Genomic DNA, 20,160 nt, shown 5'->3' with positions numbered 1-20,160 from the left:
TTTATTAAATATTTCCCTCAAAAGTGTTTCAAAATTGTTAATTCTGTTTTTTCTTACAAAATTATTAGTAACTTTATAGAAACATCAATCCCCAATGAAGAAATTATATTTGCTTTTATTTATATTTTTTACGGTATTATCTTTTTCTCAGGAAGGATTTCAATTTACAACCAACAAAAAAAAGATAAAAGTTCCGTTTCAATTAATTAATAATTTAATCATTATTCCGGTACAAGTAAATGGAGTAAATCTCAATTTTTTATTAGATACAGGTGTCGAAAACACAATTCTTTTTAGTTTAGACGACGCAGATTCACTACAATTTAATCATATCGAAAAAATAAAAATTCGTGGTTTGGGTAGCGGAACTACCATTGATGCCTTGCATTCTAAAAAAAATAAAATTTCACTAAACGATTTTGAAGATAATAATCATGAAATATATATAGTTTTAGATCAGGAAATTAATTTTTCTTCGCAATTAGGAATTCCAGTGCATGGTATTATTGGCTATGAATTTTTTAAAAATCATTTTATAGAAATAAACTACAGTAGAAAAAGATTAAACATTTATAAAAATAATCAAGATTTTTCTATCAATAAATTAAAACAATACGATGAAATTTCCATTTCTTTAGAACTGCAAAAACCATATATAGAAACCTTTACAAGCTTAAATGATAAAGAAGTAAAAACGAAATTACTTGTAGACTCTGGCGGAAGTGATGCCATGTGGTTATTTGAAAACAAAAAAAACATTCAATCTCCACAAATTTATTTCAATGATTTTTTAGGTCACGGCTTTAGCGGAAGTATATATGGCAAACGGTCACGAATTGAAAAACTTCAAATTGGTAAACAGGAAATCCTTTATCCTACAATTTCTTTTCCAGATTCATTATCGATACAAAATGCAAACATGGTCGAAGGTAGAAATGGTTCTATTGGAGGCGAAATACTAAAAAGATTTGATGTACTTTTTGATTACCAAAACAAAAAAATGTATCTCAAAAAAAATTCAAATTTTGATGAAGCATTCAATTATAATATGAGCGGAATCGAAATTCAGCACAACGGATTGCAATGGATAAAAGAAGAATTAGAACTAAAAACTAAATTTGTAAACTCCGAAATGTCGGTAATAGATCAGCAAGAAAAAAGCGTTAAATATAATTTTTTACTAAAACCAATCTATGAAGTTACAAATGTTCGTGAAGATTCTCCAGGAGCAATAGCCGGAATTAGAAAAGGAGATATTATTGGAAAAATAAACGGAAATTGGGCTTTCAAATACAAACTAAAAGACATAACAGAACTACTACAATCCGAGGAAGGAAGAATCATTACTATGGAAGTAGAAAGAAAAGGAGTAATTCTAAAACTCAAATTTCAACTCAAAAAAATACTATAAAAAAAGCCTCGAATTATCGAGGCTTTTTTTTTAATTACTAGGTAACGATTTTTTCTTTTCCATCATATTTACTTCTTCTGGAACAATTACCGTTCCTTTTATTTTCAGCGGAACCATACCCCCTTCATAGTTTATCGCGTTCGATTCTACAGTAATAGTTTTTCTAATAGGACCAGGATTCATGTTATATTTTACATCAATTTTTCCTGTTTTTCCTGGCAAAATTGGCTCAGTAGGTTTTGTAGGAACCGTACAGCCACAAGACGATTTCACATCTTTAATAATTAGTGGCTCGTTACCAGTATTTGTAAACTCAAAAGTTCTAAGCCCACTATCACTATTTTTAGACACAGTACCATAATCAATAGTATTATCCTTGGCCGAAAACTCAATTTTAGCACCGCTTTGTGCCTGAGATGCAAAACCAAAAGCAGCAATTGCTATAAGAGTAAAAAATTTTTTCATTTCAATTTCAATTTATTAGTAAAAATAGATTTGTTTCGGTAAACATACAAATGTTTTAACACTCTTTTTATATTTAATCAGTTTACCTACTTTTGCATATAATTACAAAAAGTGTACCAAAGTTCTTTTTCTTTTTTCAGGAGCAGAACATTCACTTTTTTAACCAACATTATTCCTGCTGTACGTTGCAATCTTGTCTCGTTAAAAAACGAAACAAGGATTTCCTCTTCCATCAGGGCTAAACACAAGTTAGTCGTTCTAAACAACCGATTAACCAGATAAACGAATAACCGAATCAACAAGTATGACAATTCCAGCACAATTCAACGCCAAAGAAACCGAACAAAAATGGTACGACTATTGGATGAAAAATAATTATTTTCATTCTAAACCAGACCATCGTACGCCATATACCATAGTAATTCCTCCACCAAACGTGACAGGAGTTCTCCATATGGGACACATGCTAAACAATACGTTACAAGATGTACTCATTCGTCGTGCCAGACTAAAAGGATTCAATGCTTGTTGGGTTCCTGGAACAGACCATGCTTCTATCGCTACAGAAGCAAAAGTTGTGGCTAAACTAAAAGCGGAAGGAATCAACAAAAACGATTTAACTCGTGAAGAATTCCTAAAACACGCATGGGAATGGACCGACAAATATGGAGGAACAATCCTTGAACAACTCAAACAACTAGGTTGCTCATGTGATTGGGACAGAACCAAGTTTACTATGGATCCTGACATGTCAGCTTCTGTAATTCGTTCCTTTGTAGATTTATATAACAAAGGACAAATATATCGTGGTAACCGTATGGTAAACTGGGATCCTGAAGCAAAAACAACACTATCTGACGAAGAAGTAATTTTCGAAGAACGTCAAGGGAAATTATACTATATTAAATACAGAATCGAAGGAAGTGAAGATTACTTAACCGTTGCTACAACACGTCCTGAAACGATTTTTGGAGATACTGCCATTTGTATTAATCCAAACGACGAACGTCATACAAATCTAAAAGGTAAAAGCGCTATTATTCCAATTTCTGGAAGAATAATTCCTATTATTGAAGACGAATATGTCGATTTAGAATTCGGAACTGGTTGCCTAAAAGTGACGCCAGCTCACGATATGAATGACAAAACATTAGGAGAAAAACATAACTTAGAAATTATTGATATTTTCAACGAAGATGCTTCTTTAAATAGTTTTGGATTACATTATCAAGGAAAAGATCGTTTTGTAGTTCGTGAAGAAATATCGAAAGAATTAGAAACTTTAGGAGCAATTTCTAAAATAGAAACACACATCAATAACGTAGGAACATCTGAAAGAACAAAAGCGGTTATCGAACCTCGTTTGTCTGACCAATGGTTTTTACGTATGGAAGATTTAGTAAAACCAGCCATCAAAGCCGTTTTAGAAACTGAAGAAGTAAAATTATATCCTTCCCGTTTTAACAATACTTATCGCCATTGGTTAGAAAATATTCGCGATTGGAATATTTCTCGTCAATTATGGTGGGGACAACAAATTCCTGCTTATTTCTACGGTGACGGAAAAGAAGATTTCGTAGTTGCCGAAAATATAGATGACGCTGTTAAATTGGCACAACAAAGAACTTCAAACTCAAATCTTCAAGCTTCTGACTTACGTCAAGATGCTGACGCTTTAGATACTTGGTTTTCTTCATGGTTATGGCCAATGGCTGTTTTTGGAGGAATTATGGATCCTGAAAACGAAGATTTCAAATATTATTATCCAACGAATGATTTAGTTACCGGTCCAGATATTTTATTTTTCTGGGTTGCCAGAATGATTATTGCAGGTTACGAATATACAGGCGAAAAACCGTTTACTAATGTGTATTTTACAGGATTGGTTCGTGACAGTCAACGTCGTAAGATGTCTAAATCACTAGGAAACTCACCAGAACCGTTAGAATTAATCAAAAAATTTGGTGCCGATGGAGTTCGTGTAGGATTGCTTTTGAGTGCTTCGGCAGGAAACGATATCATGTTCGATGAGGAATTGTGCAATCAAGGAAAAGGATTTACAAACAAAATCTGGAATGCTTTCAAACTAATAAAAGGCTGGGAAGTTTCTGAAACTATTCCACAACCAGAATCAAGTAAAGTGGCGATAGAATGGTATGAAGCTAAATTGCAACAAACTTTATTGGCTATTGAAGATGATTTCGAAAAATACAGAATTTCCGATGCATTAATGGCGATTTACAAATTGGTTTGGGACGATTTTTGTTCTTGGTTTCTAGAAATGATAAAACCAGCATACCAACAACCTATTGACAGCGTAACTTTCGCAAAAGCGATTGAAATGCTAGAAAATAATTTGAAATTATTGCATCCGTTTATGCCATTCTTAACAGAAGAAATTTGGCAAACCATTGCAGAAAGAACACCAGAAGAAGCATTAATAGTTTCGACTTGGCCAGAAATGAAATCTTTTAACGAAAGTTTAATTTCTGATTTTGATAATACAATCGAAGTAATTTCTGGTATTAGAACCATCAGAAAAGACAAAAATATTCCGTTTAAAGATACGATTGAACTTAGAATTGTAAACAATGATAAAGCTTCTACTTATTTTGATTCGGTGGTAACTAAATTAGGGAATATCACTTCATTAGAATATGTTTCTGAAAAGGTCGATGGTGCTTTATCGTACCGAGTAAAATCGAACGAATATTTTATTCCAATTACAGGAAATATCGATTTAGAAGCTGAAATATTAAAATTAACGGAAGAGTTAAATTATACGAAAGGTTTCTTAAAATCGGTACAAGGAAAACTATCTAACGAGAAATTCGTTGCTGGTGCTCCAGAAAAAGTATTAGAAATGGAACGCAAAAAAGAAGCCGATGCTTTGTCAAAAATTGCTACAATTGAGCAAAGTTTGGCCGGATTGAAGTAAAATGAATTCACAATAAAAAAAATCCCATTCTTAATTGAATGGGATTTTTTTTATTTTAAAATTATTCTGCCGTAGCTGGATTAATAATATTGAAGACTTCATTCACAGAATTAGCTGGAAATCCGCCTTTTTGGGCATGCTCTCGCACCATTTCTTCGTTAGTAGCATTGTACACACAATAAATTTTATTGCCCGTAACATAACTGTGTTCCCACTGAATTTCTGGCCCCATACTATTCAAAACATTACAAGAGGTTTGTGCAATCCCTTTTAATTGTTCGCTGTTTAAATCACCCGCACCGGGAATTTCTCTTTCAATAACATATTTTGGCATGATACTATTTTTTAATTAATATTGTAAAGCGTTGGTAATCAACTATAAATTTACAAAAACTATTTAAAATGGTATCAAAAAAATAATACTTTATTTATTCAATTTTTACTGATGTCATACTCAATGATCCAGCTAATAAATTGTCATTAAACAACGTAAGGTTATCGGTTTTATCTTGTAATCCTAATGAATAAATTAAAGGCAAGTAATGGTCTGGAGTTGGGATTGCGAGTTGAATCGCTTTGCTTTGTTTATCGTAATCAATGATAGGTTGGTAATTGCCATCGAGAAGCCAATTGTTGATACTTTCATGTGCTTCAATAGCCCAATCGAAGCCATAATCAACTTTATTAAAATTATTAAAATCGACCAATCGCAAATTGTGAATAATATTTCCGCTACCAATAATCAGAATTCCTCTGTGACGTAACGACTGCAATTTCTGAGCCAATTCAAAATGATAATTCGTGGGTTTTGTATAATCGATGCTTAACTGAATAACAGGAATATTAGCTTCTGGATATAAATGCTTAATAACACTCCACGCACCATGATCTAAACCCCATTTCTCGTCTAATTCGACAAGAGTTGGACTTAGTAATTGTTGGGTTTCTTTTGCTAATTCTGGACTTCCTTTTGCAGGATATTGCACAGCGAATAATTCCTCTGGAAAACCACCAAAATCATGAATGGTTTGTGGAAATTCCATCGCAGTAACTTTTGTACCATTAGTAAACCAATGTGCCGAAACACACAAAATAGCGTTGGGTTTGGGTAATGTTTTGGCAATGTTTCTAAAACCACTAACAAACTGATTTTCTTCGATAGCATTCATAGGATTCCCATGGCCTAAAAATAAAACTGGCATTTTTTCGGTTAATGAAAACTGACTAGAAACAGTATGTAAATCGTTTAAATTCATAAATTTATTTAATCACAATCTCATATTTATCTAACAAACCTTTTATGTTTTCTTGTGAAAAAACGGCTTTTTTTAATTTCGTTTTTTCAGGATCGATAGAAAAGAAATAACTGGAATAAAAATCGGTTTTATTGGCAATTGCATCGCTAAAAACGGCTAAATGTAAGTTACAATTATCGAATAACGCTTCGGTAAGATCCGATTGCATAAAATCGACAGCGACCATACTACAATCTGTAAATGACATTCCTCGTAGTTTCAAATCATAAAACTGAACATAATCTAATTTGCAATTTTTGAAATTGAATTCGTAAATAATTTGTTCTGTCATCGCAAAATTTACCGATGTAAAATCACAATCGTTAAACATAACATTTCGCAAACCTACATGTCCAATTTTTGCTGCTGCAAAATTACAAAAATTGAAAGTACAATCTACAAAATGTACTCCTGTAAAGTTACAAGCTGTTAAGTCACAATGATTAAAAATACAATTCTCGTATTCTTTTTGTGCGATTTCGTATTGAGAAAATATAATCTTGTTGTATTCTTTGTCGTAAATATAATCGGTACTCATTGTTTTTAATTTGAAGGCAAATATCGTTTAATTTTGTTCAGCTATTTTTTGCAATTTGTCTAAATTGATTGGTTTGCTCAAAAACTCTTTAACACATTTGTATTCTTTGGCTTTCAATTTATCTTCGATTGCAATAGAAGAACTGGCGATATAAACTGTACTTTCTTTATTAATTCTTTTCTCTAATTTACAAAATTCATCAAGAAATTCCCAACCATCCATTTCGGGCATTTCTATGTCAAGAAGGAGAATATCAGGTAAATCGGAAGTGGCTTCAAAATAAATTATGGCCTCATTTCCGTTATTGAATTCTATGGTTTCACTATAAAGTTTGGTTTTTTGAATCAACTTTTTAGTAATTAATTTGTATATCGGATCATCATCAATGATGCAAATTCTCTTTTGGAGCATTATTAAAATATGTTTTAAAAGTTGTACCTATGTTTATTTTACTTTCTACTTCTATTTTGCCTTTCAAAGTGTCAATTTGATTTTTTGTAATAAAAAGCCCAATTCCTCTTGATTCTGGGTTATTAGTAAATGTTTTATATAAACCAAATAATTTTTTCCCGTTTTTCTTTAAATCTATTCCTATACCATTGTCTTTGATTTCAAGTATTTGATAATTGTCTTCTGTATATGTTTTAAGCTCAATTTCGGGCTTTCGATCAGGATGTTTATATCGAATAGCATTTGATATAAAATTGAGTAAAACACTTTCTAGATAAGCTGGGTTAAAGCTTACTGTTACGTCATTTGGAATTGTATTTATTATAACTACTTCGTTTTTAATAATTTGATTTCGTAAAACTTCTATTGTTTTATTAACGTATTTATTTAGATTTAATTTTTCAATAATAGGATTTATATCCGTTTGTATAGAAACAACTTCGTTTAGGTTGTTCATGGTTTGGTTTAATGTTTCGGAAACCGATTTTAATAAAACTAATAATTCATTTTGTTCTTCTTGGTCTTCACTCATTTCGATTAGACTAATCAAGGATTGAATGTTGCTGGTGTGAGCTCGTAAATTATGCGAAACAATATGCGAAAAATTTAATAATCTTTTGTTTTGTTCAGTGACTAATTTCAGTGAATTATTCAAATCTATTTCAAATTGCTTGGACTTTGTGATGTCAATTAAAATTCCTCTAAATTTAATTATATTTTCACTTTCATGATAAATACTTACAATATCACGAACCCAAACAATACTACCATTTTTAGCAATCATGCGATATTCGTGATCAAATGGTTTTTTTTCATGTGCATGTTTAGTACTGTGTTCAATAACCCAATCCCTATCTTCGGGATGAATTATTTTTCTCCAAAAATAGTCATCTGCAATCCATTCTTCAGGAGTATATCCTAAAATTTCCTCCGATTTTTTACTAATATAAGTAATTCCTGGTTCTTTCGAATTCCCTTCCCAAACTATACCATCAATACTATCAACTAAATCTTTAATTTTTTGTTGTGACTCTAATATTTGCCTTTCAGATTCTTTTCTGCCTGAAATATCTTCAATAATGGCAATATGATTGTTTGGTCTTTCATCTTTTTCCCATAATGAAGAAATCGTTATGTTTATCCAAATTGTTTTTCCGTTTTTGTGAAAATATCTTTTTTCCATAGAGTACTGGCTAATTTCGCCACTTCTCAGTTTTTGCATATTCATTAAATCTTCATCTAAATCCTCGGGATGTGTAATCATCATGAAATTCATTTTCTTTATTTCCTCTTGGCTATAACCAATAAGCTCGCAGAATTTATCATTTGCATCGATAAAAGTACCATCGATAGAATTGGTATGTACAATTCCTAAACCAGCATGTTCAAAAATGGATTTGAATAAAAATTCACTTTGAATTATTTTTTTTGTTTGCAGATTAACTAATTGTTGTAACTCCGAAGGTTTTTTAAGCAAGGTTGTAGCAAAAAATCCACAAAGCAAACTCAATAAAAAAGCAATTATAATAACCGGAAAAAAAACTAATAAATAATTTTGTTCTTTAGAAATGATATAGAGAACCCAATCTCCCTCTGGAATTTCTACTTTTTTAAACGTTTTGTGGGATATTGGAGATTTGTTTTCAAGAAAAAACTCTTCAGTATTTGTTATTGGGTTTATTTTTGAAAGTTGGAAATAGTATTTATTACTTTTAAAAGACTCGATTCCAGTTGATTTTATAAGGGTTTTAAATTTAACTATTACGGCAGAAAACCCCCAAAATTCACCTTTTTTAAATATAGGCAAACGACCAACAACGCCTAAACCTCCTTGTTTTAGCTCTACAGGACCTGAAAAATAAATTGATTTTGTTTTAATAGCTCTTAAAGCAGCTTGCCGATGTAAAGGACTGTGAAGTATATCAAAATTTGTTGCTGATTCATTACCCTTTAATGGATATGTATATTTTATAACCCCGTTGGGAACTAATTGTACAGCATCTATATAATTGTTACTGCTAATAATTTGTTTGGCAACTTGTTCAAAATCTTTAGGATTCCCGTTATCGTCAATAGATAACGCTAAAGTAATGGTTGCTGCATAATTGCTTTTTAAGTTTTGCTCAATATTTTTTTTAACAACAGCTAAAATACTTTCCATTTCGTGTTGCTCATTTTGTTTTAAAGCTTGGTATTTAAAAAAGAAAATGATGCTAAAGAAAGAAAAAAGGCATATAAAAACAATAAGACCTGAAGTCTTAGGACGTGATAAGAACCAACTGATTAGAGCCGCTATTTTCTTTTCGATACTCACAAAAATGTTTTTAGTCTACAAATATAGCTAAAAATCAGACAACTAGAGAGTTGGTTTAAAAAGAGATTAAAATAAAAAAGCCCACCAATTGGTGGGCTTTTTGTGACCTCGACTGGATTCAAACCAGTAACCTCTTGAGCCGTAATCAAGTGCGCTATTCAGTTGCGCCACGAGGCCTTTTGTTTTACAAAACACAAGAATTATCTTGCTTAATGCGGGTGCAAATATAGCTATATTTGATTAAAATGCAAATAAGAAATTAAAAATAAACAATTAAATTTTTAACTACAAATTAATTACCTAGCGCTTTGGTAGTTACGTAATATCTCCAACCAATGATTGCCATTTGCCATTTTTTAGCTTTGGCTAAATCTAATCGTTGTTTGGTAAAACTCGGTAAGAGAATTTTGTTTATTTGAGCTATTATTTTATACATGTTTTTTTTTCAAAGATAAAAAAGACTGCTGTTGTATTTTAATAATAAGAAAAATATTTTTTTTCGGTTTTTAAAATAAAAACTAAATTACTACTGTACAATATAAATATCAGTATCAATCTCTCCTAAACTAAAATACCCCAATGGGAAATTTTCTTCATTTGTTTGGTTTATAATATTTCCTCTTAAGCTTGCTGGTGGTGTTGCAAACGGGTTTCCACCATCGGTAGCAGCAATATTAAGTAGTTTTTCCATGTAATTATTATAACGTTCGGATATACCTTGTAGATAAATATCTAGTTGATCTCCTGTTTTTAATTTATCATCTGTATAGAAACCAAACATTTGATTTCCTTGAAAAAAACGGTCTCTGATGACACCAAATTCCGTAAATGCTTTCGTATTGTTTTTGAAACCTATTAAATAAAAATTATTTTCTAGCCCATTATCTTGATAGAAAAATTTCACTTGAATTAAGTCCGTTCCTCCAACGCCTGGAACCGATATTTGGCTAATATTATCAATATCAGGTGTTGCTAATAATTTATCGGTTGCTTTATATGTTTGCCCATTATTTATTACTGTTAATGTGTAATTTTCATTTATAACAGGGATGAAACTCATACAAACGTACTCACCAGTATTTGGAGTTTCTATAAAATTGAAAACTGTATTTGTGCTGTTTGTAATATAAACTGTTGCACCAGAAACTACTGGAATTGTATTAGTATAATAATCAGTTGTTGTAGTAAGCTTTATTTTTTGTTCGTTTCCTAAAGTTCCTTTTTGCCATTTTATAACTGCATCTATAACAAGTTTAGGCTGTGCTGTGTCTAGAGCAATATCTACATTATCTTCGCAACTTGTTAAGAAAAGTAGTATTGTTATTAGGGTTAAATTTTTGATTAGATTTTTCATTTTTCTAGAATTTAAAATTATAAGAAACCGATGGAACAATTCCGAAGATTGATAGCTTAATAGCTTCGTTATTTCCATTATCAGCATTTTGACGAAAACTTATGGAAGCTGCATTTTTTCGACCATACAAGTTGTAAACACTAAAAACCCATTCGCCTTGTCTTCCTTTCTTTTTGTCAGGTTTGGGAACATAAGTCGCCGAGATATCTAAATGATGGTAAGTTGGTAAGCTGTTTTTGTTTCTTAATCCGTAACTAGGAATAGTTATTCCTTGAAACACATATTGTCCGTTAGGATAAGTTACTGGCTGACCAGTTTGTAGCGTAAAATTGGCTCCAAAAGTCCATTTTTTATTCAAATTATAAGTGCTTGTAACTGCAAGATTATGTAGTTTGTCATAAGCAGAACGATACCAATCACCATTATTTACACCAACCTCAGTTGGAGTCCTTCCCGGAGTTTGTTGTTGTGATTTTGAAATTGTATAAGCAATCCAACCATTTAGTTTTCCTGTGTTTTTTCGAATCAGAAATTCTAAACCATAGGAACGCATTCTACCATTTAGAATTACTTGTTCGATGGCTTCATTTGCAATTAAATCCGCACCATCTATATAATCCATTCTGTTTTGTATTTTTTTGTAAAAACTTTCAATTTCAACAGAATATTTATCATCACTAAAATTATTAAAATAACCAACTGCAACTTGGTCTGCAATTTGAGGTTTTATATAATTGTCACTAGGTGTCCAAACATCTAGAGGAGTTGGTGAAGCTGTATTCGAAATGAGCTGTAAATATTGTACCATTCGATTGTAACTTGCTTTTACGGATTGATTATTATTTAATTCATAAGCTATAGAAAAACGAGGTTCGAGATTATTAAAACTAGAAATGGTTTTGTTTTTTCCAAAATATTCAGTCCCAATAGGTTTTGCTTTTTCATAAATTTTTAAATCTGAATCATAAAAAACGGGTTGGTTATTTTCATAAAGATTAACTGTTGAATTTCCCAGACGATAAAACATACTATAACGCAAACCATAATTTACCGCTAACTTATCTGTGATTTTTTGTTCGGCATCTATATACAATGCTGGCTCGAAAGCATACTTTTTTTCTAATTGTTTGTAGTTTATACCTGATTCGGAATTTATCGGTTCGATGGTTCCAGGATTGAAGTTGTAATAAATACCATTAGCACCATAATTTAATTTTATTTTATCGGACAAATAATATTTAAAATCATATTTAAGATTATAATTTTTAATTCCTGAATTCCAATTAAATCCTACAAAATCTAATGTTAGTCCATAATAATAATCACTATAAATCAGCGATAAATTTGAAAATAATTTATCCGAATATAAATGATTCCAGCGTAAGTTTAAAGTCGAATTTCCGTAAGTATTTGTAAAAGTTTTATTTAACGAAAAGACATCACGTCCAAAATAACCCGAAACATATAAACTGTTATTCTTATTTAGTTTGTAATTTAATTTTGCATTTAAATCATAAAAGTAAGCGACATTTTTATTATCTGTTAATTTCAGAAATAAATGCGCATACGAAGCACGACCACCTACAAGAAAAGAACCTTTATCTTTTACAATTGGACCTTCAGCAAGAAGGCGACTAGAAATTAATCCAATTCCGCCATTTACATGAAAATTTTTACTGTTTCCATCTTTCTGATAAATATCTAAAACCGATGAGGCACGACCACCAAAACGTGCTGGTATTCCGCCTTTGTATAATTTTAAATCTTTTATTGCATCAGGATTAAAAACTGAAAAAAAGCCAAAAACATGAGAAGAATTAAAAATGGTTGCTTCGTCTAATAGAATTAAATTTTGATCTGCACCACCACCACGAACATTAAAACCTGATTGTCCTTCGCCAGCATTTGTAACTCCGGGAAGAAATAAAATAGCTTTTAGAACATCAACTTCTCCTAAAACAACAGGCATTTGTTTAATGGTTGCAATAGATAATTTATTGACACTCATTTCTGGTTTGCGAATGTTAGATTTTATTTTTTCGGTAATAACAACTTCTTCTAATTGTTGCCCAGAATCTGATAAACTGTAATTTCGTTTTGTGTTTTCGGTAAGCGAAATTGTTTCTTCAATAGTTTGAAAACCTACATAACTAATGGTGATTTCATAATCTCCTTTTGGTAAAGTGAGAGAATAAAAGCCGTATTCGTTTGTGACTGCAAAAGCTTTTGTGTTTTTTGAAGAAATGTTTACACCAATAAGGGTTTCATTATTTTTTGCATCAGAAATTATTCCTGAAACTGTAAATTTATCTTGTGCAAAACTTGTTGTAAAAACGAATATAAAAACGAATAGAGTGGCTATTTTTTTTGTAATCATAACTTTTATTTTTTCAATTTCAAGAGTTACAAATTTGACGAATTAATACGATTTTTGTTACATATCAATTGTTAATCTATGGTTAAAAAAAAAGACAATCACTTCTGATTGTCTTTTTGGAGATTATTTATAAAAGAGATTAAGCTAATTTCTTATCTAAATTTTCTTTGATTGCTGCTAAGAAATCTTCGGTAGTTAGATAATCAGCATCAGTTAAACCTTCTGGCTTCACTAATGTTGCTAAATCTTTAGTCATTTTTCCGCTTTCTACAGTTTCTACACAAACTTGCTCTAATTTTAAACAGAAATCGATTAAGGGTTGATTATTGTCTAATTTCCCTCTGTGCTCTAATCCTCTTGTCCAAGCAAAAATAGAAGCGATTGGGTTGGTAGACGTTGCTTTTCCTTGTTGGTGCATACGGTAATGACGTGTTACTGTTCCGTGCGCTGCTTCTGCTTCGACAGTTTTTCCGTCAGGAGTTACTAATACAGAAGTCATTAATCCTAATGAACCAAATCCTTGTGCTACAGTATCCGACTGAACGTCTCCATCGTAGTTTTTACAAGCCCAAACAAATCCTCCACTCCATTTCATTGCTGAAGCAACCATGTCATCGATTAATCTGTGTTCGTAAGTGATTTTTAGTGCTTCAAATTTAGATTTATAATCACTTTGGTACACTTCTTCAAAAATGTCTTTAAAACGCCCGTCGTAAGCTTTTAATATTGTGTTTTTTGTAGATAAATATAATGGCCATTTTTTTGTTAATGCCATTTGGAATGATGAATGTGCAAATCCGTAAATACTTTCGTCCGTATTATACATAGACATAGCAACTCCGTCTCCTTCAAAATTATATACTTCCCAGTTTTGAGTTTCTCCTCCGTTTTCTGGAACAAAAGTCATGGTTAGTTTTCCTTTTCCTTTAATAACTGTATCTGTTGCTTTGTATTGGTCTCCAAAAGCGTGACGACCAATTACGATTGGTTTTGTCCAGCCTTGTACATAACGAGGAACATTGCTCATAATAATTGGCTCACGAAAAACGGTTCCGCCAACAATATTACGAATAGTTCCGTTTGGAGATTTCCACATTTTAGAAAGGTTAAATTCTTTAACTCTCTCTTCATCTGGCGTAATGGTGGCACATTTGATACCGACATTGTATTTTTTGATGGCTTCGGCCGAATCGATGGTGATTTGATCCTTTGTAGCTTCACGGCTTTCTATTCCTAAATCGTAATATTTTATATCTAATTCAAGATAAGGAAGTATTAATTTGTCTTTGATAAATGCCCAAATAATTCTTGTCATTTCATCGCCATCCAATTCTACAACTGGATTGGCTACTTTAATTTTTGCCATTATAATGTATGTTAGTTTATTGTATTTAAAAATCCGATAGCAAATATAAGAAATAAAAATTAACAAAATAATTTAAGCTTATACCGAAATTTTATAGAAAAAATTAACTAACTTTACTACTCATTCAAATGAAATATGAAACGTAAACTCCTCATAGTGTTTTTCTTATTTCTAATTCAGACTGTTTTCTCACAAACTGGAAGGCTCGTTTATGGTAAAGTTGTAAATAATGAAAAGCCCATAAATGGTATTGAAGTCATTAACTTAAGTACTAAGAACAGTACAATTACTAACAAAGAAGGGCGTTTTAGCATTACAGGAAATCCAAAAGATGTACTTGTTTTTATTTCTAAAAATTATGAACCTAAAAAAGTGTTTTTAGATCAAAAAAATATTGGAAATATCGGTTTTACCATATCATTAGTACAAAAAATCGAGCAGTTAGAAGAAGTTGTCATTACTATGGATACAAAACCACAATTTAACTCTCAAAAAATTGTTGATGGTAAATATTTTGATGACGCGCAATCTTCACCAAAAAACAGATATGTTTACGATGGAAGTATTGAAAACGGGATAGATTTTGTAAGGCTTTACAAGGAAGTATCAAAAAAAATTAAAGAATAATAAAGATATAAATTTCGTAAATTGTTTAATAAAAAAAGCTCCAAATTTCTTTGGAGCTTTTATAATATAAAAAGATATTTGACTATCTTCTTTTATCTCTAATTTTTGCTTTCTTACCAGTAAGTTCTCTGAAGTAGAAAATTCTAGCTCTACGAACTGCACCTTTTTTGTTGATTTCAACTTTTTGTAAAGCTGGCAAGTTTACTGGGAAGATACGCTCTACTCCAACTGCACCTGACATTTTACGGATTGTAAAAGTTTCAGTATTACCTGAACCTCTTCTTTGAATAACAACTCCTTTAAAAAACTGAGTTCTTGTTTTTTCACCCTCTTTAATTTCGTAGTAAACTGTGATTGTGTCTCCAGCTCCGAATACAGGGAAATCTTTTCTTGTTACAAATTCGTCTTGAACGAATTTCATTAAATCTGCCATGATAATTTTTTTAATTATGGTTTTAAATCAGAGCAACATTCACGGATTTCGCCAGAGGTTGGTCTAAGTGGGTGCAAAATTAATAAATAATTATGAATTATGAATTATGAATTATGATTTTTTTCTAGAACTATATTCTTTTTTCATAATTGCTTTATTAATGTTTGATTTTATTTAGAAATAACTAATTTTTGACTAGCTATTTGCTTTCCTTCGGAAGTAATTTTACAGATATAAATACCGTTGCTTAAGCTATTTAAATTTAAAGGAATTGTACTCTCTCCAAAGTTATAATTTGATTCTTTAATGTCGATAACTTTTGTACCAATGATATTATAAATTTCAACTTTTATAGATTTAGTTTCTGTTAATGAAAAACGAATAGAAGCATTTCCATTAGTCGGATTTGGATATATTCCTAAATCGATTGAATTTTCTAATGTATGATTTACAGTACCTAATGTCGTAGTTGGTTGTTGTTGTGTAACACAATGTACCATTCCGCCGCTTTTATATAAGTTCCTACAGTCGATACCTACAACGGTTCTTCCTGGATATAATCCTGCAATAATAGCATTAGCCACAGCATCATTCGGGTCGTTATAATTTGGAACTAAAACACGGTTGTTTGCCACGTAGTAATTAGCGTAACTTCCTTTATAAGTTAGTGCTGCACCACTTGTCGGTTGTACATTATTTGCAGTAAGCGGAATAATAACTTTCGTATAAACCACATTATTTACGTTTGAAGCGGCATATAATTTATCTATATCAGATTGTGGTGCTCCCCAATATAACAAATCGGCTTGGCTCATAGTAACCAGTTTATTTCCTGGAGCAAATTTTGCAAATCCATCAATATGAGCATCGGTAATGTCATCTTGACTAAACCAACCATCTAACCAGATAAATTTTGTGGCTCCTATGTATTGAGTAAGTATTGCTTCTACTTGTGCTTGTGTTTTTCCTACATTTCTAAGGGCTTTAATTCCCGTAGGTGTTGTAGGATTAGTTTGTGCTGTAATTGCCGATTTTGTAGCTAAAAAAGTTCCTGCACCATCTAACTCCCATGAACCACCTTCAATAGTTAATATACTATTTAAGTTTAATGGTGTAAGTCCTGTCGCTGTTCCCATGGCAGTAGGAACGGTATTGTCTTTGTCGAAAGAATAATCGCCTCCCCAACCATTAAAACCCCAATCTTGCATAACTAATACACCAGCCGAGTTACGCACAAAAACAGCTCCTGTATCTCTCATCCAAACATCGTTTGTGGTTTTTATAATAAAGTTTACGTTTGTTAATGGTACACTTGCTGCGGTTAGTAGGTTTGTTATTCTAGTTCTCTCTGTGGTGTTATAAGCAATAATATGCACTTTTTCATTGGCTTGCAATGCGTTTGTCATAGCAACCCAAGTAGCATCATTCTCGTTCCGATAAGCATTTCCGTATTCGAAACTATGTGGCCAAGCCAACCAAGTTCCTTCGTGTGGTTCGGATTCGTCTGGAAAAGTATAGGTTTGAGCGTTACTATTATTCATAGAAAAAAGGAATATTACCAATAGGATTTTTGTAAAAGTAAATTTCATTGTTTTGTTTTTATGTAGTTAGACAAGACAAAACTATATTTTTATAAAATTGGTAAGTTGTCCAAAACGGACAATTTATAAAATAGGAATTAATATTTCGGTTATAAAATCTGATTCAGAACTTGTATTAGAATCGTGTTTTATATAATTTTCTATAATTGGTAAATGAGAAAATTCTAACTGATTATCTAATATCCAGCCACCATAAATTTGAGCGTAGGTTTTTTCGATACTATCGTAACTGCCATGATGAATAAATTTAGCATATTTACCACCAAAAATTTCCTTTATGGGCAATTTTGTATTTAAAGTTTTAGTAAAAATACAAGCGTCATAATTGCATTTTGCTTTGTTTGTAATAATCACATCGTCGGAAATCACACCAAAATATTGTGAGTTTGTAGTATCAAAATTATTTTTAAGAAAATTACCCCAAAGCGATTCTATTTCAGGGTTTATATAATTCGTTCTACAACTTGAGTAATTAACTAGTTTTTTGGGTATAAAAACAATTTCTGGATCAAGGTTATAAACAATAGATTGAATGAAATTATTATCTCTAAAAAGCAATTCTTTGTTATTTCTAGCCAAAGACGGGGAAATGCCAAAATATTTTTTGAATGTTTTAGAAAAAGATTGTAAATCCGAAAAACCAACTTCAATAGCAATATCTGAGATTTGTTTTTTCGAATAGAGTAATATTTTATAGCCGTTTTCGACTTTCAATCGAGTTTGATAACTCCCAATTGTTTCGTTAAATAGTGAAAAGAAAATGCGTTGCAAGTTTCTATAAGAATAACAAGAAATAGCTTCAAGTTCGCTTACAGCAATTAACTTGTTATAATTTTTCTCAATATAATTTTGAGTGTCGTAAATACGTTTCAAATAAAACTCACTCATTTTTTTTAGATTTCAGAATATTACTCTTCCAACAAATCGGGTCTTCTATTTTTAGTATGTTCATATGCCATATCTTCACGCCATTTGTCAATTTTCGCAAAATGTCCGCTAGTTAAAACTTCGGGAACTTTCCAACCTTTATAATCCGCTGGGCGTGTATAAATGGGTGGAGAGAGTAAATTATCCTGAAAACTATCTGTCAAAGCTGAAGTTTCATCACTTAAAACACCTGGAATTAATCGGATTAAAGCGTCACATAAAACCAAAGCACCTAACTCGCCACCTGATAAAACATAATCTCCTACCGAAATTTCTCTAGTAATAAAATGATCACGAACACGCTGATCGACACCTTTATAATGACCACACAAAATAATAATATTACCTAATAACGACATCGTATTGGCCATTTTTTGGTTCAAAGTTTCCCCATCAGGCGTCATATAAATTACTTCGTCGTAAGTTCTTTCGGATTTCAAATGTGAGATACAATCATCAATAGGTTGTACATTCATCACCATTCCTGCGCCGCCGCCAAACGGATAATCATCAACTGATTTTTGTTTGTTTGTCGTATAATCTCGTAAATTATGAAAATGAACTTCTACCAAACCTTTATCGATAGCGCGTTTCATAATCGAGGCTTCAAAAGGACTTCGCAATAATTCTGGCAAAACGGTAATAATATCTATTCGCATATTCTTAAAAAAGGTTCTGAGGTTCTAAACGGCAAAGGTACAAAGGTTTTTAGGAATAACTTATATGTTTTTAGGAGCTATTCCTGCTGTCCGCTATATCTTTTCCTTGCTAAAGAAGCAAGAAAAAGGATGCCGCTTCCATCAGGGCTAAACCCCAAATTGATACAAATGGTGATTTAAGTGTTTCCATTGTAAATTATCCCATTCTTCGGTAGTCATATTTCCGAAAAAAGGATGTTTGTGCACTTTGATGGAATTTGTTCCTTCAGCAGCAAAAGTTTTTACTTTTTTAATTAAATCAGCTTTGGTTTGTTCAAAATCATAGTGTCCCGTTCTGATAAAATCCTTAGCCGTTGGACTGTTTTTTCCAAAATATTTGGCTTTTAGCATTTTACCTTTAATCATTTTGCCTAAAAGCAAAAAAAGAAAATTAGATTTGAGTTTCAAATCTCCAAAAGCAACATCAATAGGAGCTTGACAATGCGACAACATTTGGTCGACACTCATTTTCCCCCAATTTGGTTGTGCATCTGCGGTTAGTTTTTCGATTCTTTCAATTAAGTTTTGATTGTCGAATGTGTTGTAAATACTTGGCATAAATTTATTTTTTGGTTGCAACCAATGAAAAAACCATTGGAATTTTATTTTCTAAATGTTTGATTCTGAATTTACCTTTTTCGAATTCTTCGGTTTCATTAAAGCAATTATAAGGAGAATAATCGTATTCATCGAAAGAATTGATTTCTAATCCTGATTTAATTAAGGAATTCAACACTTCACTAGTAGAATGATTCCAGCAAACAGAGCTGGTTTTAACATCAGCATCTCTGTTTGCATATGTTCCTTCTTCATATTCAATGATAGGCTTAATATTAAAATAACTATAAAAAACATTCTTGAAATTATCGTCATACATCCAAACTACGGGATGAAATTCGGCAAAAATAAATTGGCCGCCAGGTTTTAAGAAATTAGATACTACTTTAGCCCATTTGTCTAAATCTGGCAACCAACCAATTGTCCCGTAACTGGTAAAAACAATATCAAATTTTTCATCAAGATGATTTTCTAAATCATAAACATTACAACAGATAAATTCGGCATCAAGACCAATTTTTTGATTCAGTTCCTTTCCTTTATTGATGGCATTATCAGATAAATCGACACCTGTTACTTTTGCTCCTAAACGGGCTAAGGATAATGTATCTTGTCCGAAATGGCATTGTAAATGCAATATCTTCTTCCCTGAAATATCTCCCAAAAGATTCAATTCGATATCCATTAATGAAGATTTTCCGCTTAAGAACGCTTCATTATTATAAAAATCGGAAGCAATATGGATATCCGTTTTGTTGTTCCAAGTTTGTTTATTGGTTTCTATGTAGTTTTCAGGGATTTTCATCTT

General features: G+C 31.6%; 19 protein-coding genes and 1 tRNA gene. 3 read left to right on the top strand and 17 right to left on the bottom strand.

The window, feature by feature from the left end:
• Positions 1-94 precede the first annotated feature (94 nt).
• Positions 95-1,411: a retropepsin-like aspartic protease gene (locus BM053_RS03215; RefSeq protein ID WP_091473966.1), complete on the top strand. Its 1,317-nt coding sequence runs from the start codon at positions 95-97 to the stop codon at positions 1,409-1,411.
• 30 nt (positions 1,412-1,441) lie between these two features.
• Here BM053_RS03215 and BM053_RS03210 read toward each other — a convergent pair whose 3' ends face one another.
• The gene (locus tag BM053_RS03210; protein WP_091473964.1) at positions 1,442-1,876 is read right to left on the bottom strand and encodes a DUF1573 domain-containing protein; all 435 of its coding nucleotides are present in this window, start codon (positions 1,874-1,876) and stop codon (positions 1,442-1,444) included.
• 304 nt (positions 1,877-2,180) lie between these two features.
• Between BM053_RS03210 and BM053_RS03205 the strand changes: the two genes are divergently transcribed.
• Complete coding sequence (locus tag BM053_RS03205; protein WP_167357280.1) at positions 2,181-4,814, top strand: valine--tRNA ligase; 2,634 nt, start codon at positions 2,181-2,183, stop codon at positions 4,812-4,814.
• A gap of 61 nt (positions 4,815-4,875) precedes the next feature.
• Here BM053_RS03205 and BM053_RS03200 read toward each other — a convergent pair whose 3' ends face one another.
• The 10 genes from BM053_RS03200 to BM053_RS03155 form a co-directional block, all read right to left on the bottom strand.
• On the bottom strand, positions 4,876-5,148 hold the full coding sequence (locus BM053_RS03200) for a DUF4242 domain-containing protein (protein ID WP_091473961.1): 273 nt from the start codon (positions 5,146-5,148) through the stop codon (positions 4,876-4,878).
• A 94-nt stretch (positions 5,149-5,242) separates the two neighbouring features.
• Complete coding sequence (gene ygiD, locus BM053_RS03195; protein WP_091473959.1) at positions 5,243-6,070, bottom strand: 4,5-DOPA-extradiol-dioxygenase; 828 nt, start codon at positions 6,068-6,070, stop codon at positions 5,243-5,245.
• 4 nt (positions 6,071-6,074) lie between these two features.
• Positions 6,075-6,647, bottom strand: a complete 573-nt coding sequence (locus tag BM053_RS03190; RefSeq protein WP_091473957.1) for a pentapeptide repeat-containing protein — start codon at positions 6,645-6,647, stop codon at positions 6,075-6,077.
• Positions 6,648-6,674: 27 nt separating this feature from the next.
• Positions 6,675-7,058, bottom strand: a complete 384-nt coding sequence (locus BM053_RS03185) for a response regulator (protein ID WP_091473955.1) — start codon at positions 7,056-7,058, stop codon at positions 6,675-6,677.
• Positions 7,030-9,411 carry a sensor histidine kinase gene (locus BM053_RS03180; protein ID WP_091473952.1) on the bottom strand — a complete coding sequence of 794 codons (2,382 nt, stop codon included), beginning with the start codon at positions 9,409-9,411 and terminating at the stop codon, positions 7,030-7,032. Before BM053_RS03180 ends, BM053_RS03185 begins: the two co-directional genes overlap by 29 nt.
• 103 nt (positions 9,412-9,514) lie before the next feature.
• Positions 9,515-9,588, bottom strand: a tRNA-Arg gene (locus BM053_RS03175).
• A gap of 115 nt (positions 9,589-9,703) precedes the next feature.
• On the bottom strand, positions 9,704-9,847 hold the full coding sequence (locus tag BM053_RS03170; RefSeq protein WP_091473949.1) for an SsrA-binding protein: 144 nt from the start codon (positions 9,845-9,847) through the stop codon (positions 9,704-9,706).
• Positions 9,848-9,937: 90 nt separating this feature from the next.
• Positions 9,938-10,765, bottom strand: coding sequence for a DUF4249 family protein (locus BM053_RS03165; protein ID WP_091473947.1), 828 nt, complete (start codon positions 10,763-10,765; stop codon positions 9,938-9,940).
• A gap of 4 nt (positions 10,766-10,769) precedes the next feature.
• Positions 10,770-13,142, bottom strand: coding sequence for a TonB-dependent receptor (locus BM053_RS03160; RefSeq protein WP_091473945.1), 2,373 nt, complete (start codon positions 13,140-13,142; stop codon positions 10,770-10,772).
• A gap of 139 nt (positions 13,143-13,281) precedes the next feature.
• Positions 13,282-14,508 (bottom strand): isocitrate dehydrogenase (NADP(+)), encoded by a 1,227-nt coding sequence (locus BM053_RS03155; RefSeq protein WP_091473942.1) that lies wholly within the window; start codon positions 14,506-14,508, stop codon positions 13,282-13,284.
• A gap of 135 nt (positions 14,509-14,643) precedes the next feature.
• Here BM053_RS03155 and BM053_RS03150 point away from each other — a divergent pair, with 135 nt between their 5' ends.
• On the top strand, positions 14,644-15,135 hold the full coding sequence (locus BM053_RS03150) for a carboxypeptidase-like regulatory domain-containing protein (protein WP_091473940.1): 492 nt from the start codon (positions 14,644-14,646) through the stop codon (positions 15,133-15,135).
• Between the two features lie 82 nt (positions 15,136-15,217).
• On the opposite strand, the gene rplS is transcribed toward BM053_RS03150, so the two are convergent.
• From rplS to BM053_RS03120, 6 genes are all read right to left on the bottom strand, one after another.
• Positions 15,218-15,568, bottom strand: a complete 351-nt coding sequence (gene rplS / locus BM053_RS03145) for a 50S ribosomal protein L19 (protein ID WP_091473938.1) — start codon at positions 15,566-15,568, stop codon at positions 15,218-15,220.
• Between the two features lie 170 nt (positions 15,569-15,738).
• Positions 15,739-17,157, bottom strand: a complete 1,419-nt coding sequence (locus tag BM053_RS03140; RefSeq protein WP_167357279.1) for an agmatine deiminase family protein — start codon at positions 17,155-17,157, stop codon at positions 15,739-15,741.
• Positions 17,158-17,232: 75 nt separating this feature from the next.
• Positions 17,233-18,057 carry an AraC family transcriptional regulator gene (locus BM053_RS03135; protein WP_091473936.1) on the bottom strand — a complete coding sequence of 275 codons (825 nt, stop codon included), beginning with the start codon at positions 18,055-18,057 and terminating at the stop codon, positions 17,233-17,235.
• A gap of 20 nt (positions 18,058-18,077) precedes the next feature.
• Positions 18,078-18,755, bottom strand: coding sequence for a tRNA (guanosine(37)-N1)-methyltransferase TrmD (trmD, locus tag BM053_RS03130; RefSeq protein WP_091473934.1), 678 nt, complete (start codon positions 18,753-18,755; stop codon positions 18,078-18,080).
• Between the two features lie 147 nt (positions 18,756-18,902).
• Positions 18,903-19,352: a DUF1569 domain-containing protein gene (locus BM053_RS03125; protein ID WP_143076458.1), complete on the bottom strand. Its 450-nt coding sequence runs from the start codon at positions 19,350-19,352 to the stop codon at positions 18,903-18,905.
• A gap of 4 nt (positions 19,353-19,356) precedes the next feature.
• Positions 19,357-20,157, bottom strand: coding sequence for a class I SAM-dependent methyltransferase (locus BM053_RS03120; protein WP_091473930.1), 801 nt, complete (start codon positions 20,155-20,157; stop codon positions 19,357-19,359).
• Between the last annotated feature and the right edge of the window lie 3 nt (positions 20,158-20,160).

Source organism: Flavobacterium swingsii, from assembly GCF_900111965.1.
In the GTDB taxonomy this organism is placed as follows: domain Bacteria; phylum Bacteroidota; class Bacteroidia; order Flavobacteriales; family Flavobacteriaceae; genus Flavobacterium; species Flavobacterium swingsii.
This window is presented reverse-complemented; position numbering and strand designations above follow the sequence as displayed.